This window comes from Amycolatopsis sp. NPDC005003 (assembly GCF_053600695.1).
Genome location: NZ_JBSGAI010000115.1, coordinates 1 through 1,304, shown reverse-complemented (window position 1 = coordinate 1,304; position 1,304 = coordinate 1). Strand labels below are relative to the sequence as shown.

Genomic DNA, 1,304 nt, shown 5'->3' with positions numbered 1-1,304 from the left:
CTTGGGTTCTAGCGGTGGTTGCAACACCTGAGTTGTTCAGGGGTTGTAGTTGTTCGAGATCCGTGAGGACCGGTCGCCGCAGGGGCCTCGGAAGTTGGTGGCTGAGCGTCGGCAATATCTTGATCTTGTGGCGAAGGGTGTGAGTACTGCCGAGGCGTGCCGGGTCGTGGGGATCAACCGGCGGACCGGGCAACGGTGGCGCAACGGAAGGGCTAGTCAGGCCAAGGCCGGGCGGGAGGCGGATCGACGGCCTCCCGCCCGGCCTGAGCCGTCCTCGGGCAGGTTCCTGAGTGTGGACGAGCGGATCGTGATCGCGGATCTGCGCCGCGAGGGCCACTCGGTGCGGGCTATCGCTACCGAATTGGGCCGCAACGCGTCCACGATCAGCCGGGAGCTGAACCGCAACAGCCATCTCGGCTCGGGCGACTACCGGCCACATGCCGCTCAGGCCCGCGCTGAATCCCGTCGCCCGCGGCCCAAGACCGGCAAGATCGCCGCCTGCCCCGAGTTGCATGATCTGGTGCAGGGCATGCTCGAGGACAAGTTCAGCCCCGAGCAGATCAGCCGGAGGCTGCGCCGCGACCACCCCGACCGGCCGGAGCTGCACGTGACCCACGAAACCATCTACCAGGCCATCTACGTCCAAGGCCGAGGCGAACTGCGCCGCGAGCTCACGACCGCCTTGCGCACCGGCCGCACCATGCGCACACCCCGCCGCAGCAGCGAGCAGCGCCGGCCACGTTTCACCGCCCCGATGGTGATGATCAGCGACCGCCCCGCCGAGGCCGACGACCGCGCCGTCCCCGGCCACTGGGAAGGCGACCTGATCATCGGCGGGGACGGAGCATCAGCCATCGCCACCCTGGTCGAACGCGCCACCCGCTACGTGATGCTGGTCCACCTCGGTGGCTCCCGCACCGCCGAGCACGTCCGCGACGCCCTCGTCACCACCGCCGCGACGATGCCGCAGCAGCTGGCTCGATCGCTGACCTGGGACCAGGGCAGCGAGATGAGCCGTCACCACGAGTTCAGCATCGCCACCGGCATCCCGGTCTACTTCTGCGACCCCCACTCACCGTGGCAGCGCGGCTCCAACGAAAACACCAACGGCCTGCTGCGTCAGTACTTCCCCAAAGGCAGCGACCTGTCGATCCACAGTCCCGAGGACCTCGCCGCCGTCGCCGCTCAGCTCAACCGGCGTCCACGCAAAACGCTCGGCTGGGACACCCCAGCCGAGCGCTTGGCTACACTCCTGGCCAAAGCCAGTTGATCACACGTGTTGCAACGACCCCTGGAATCCGCCC

At 68.0% G+C, this 1,304-nt stretch carries 1 protein-coding gene; it reads left to right on the top strand.

From position 1 onward, the window contains the following. Nucleotides 1-94: 94 nt before the first annotated feature. Complete coding sequence (locus ACWED2_RS48295) at nucleotides 95-1,270, top strand: IS30 family transposase (protein WP_449697236.1); 1,176 nt, start codon at nucleotides 95-97, stop codon at nucleotides 1,268-1,270. The last annotated feature ends 34 nt before the right edge of the window (nucleotides 1,271-1,304 follow it).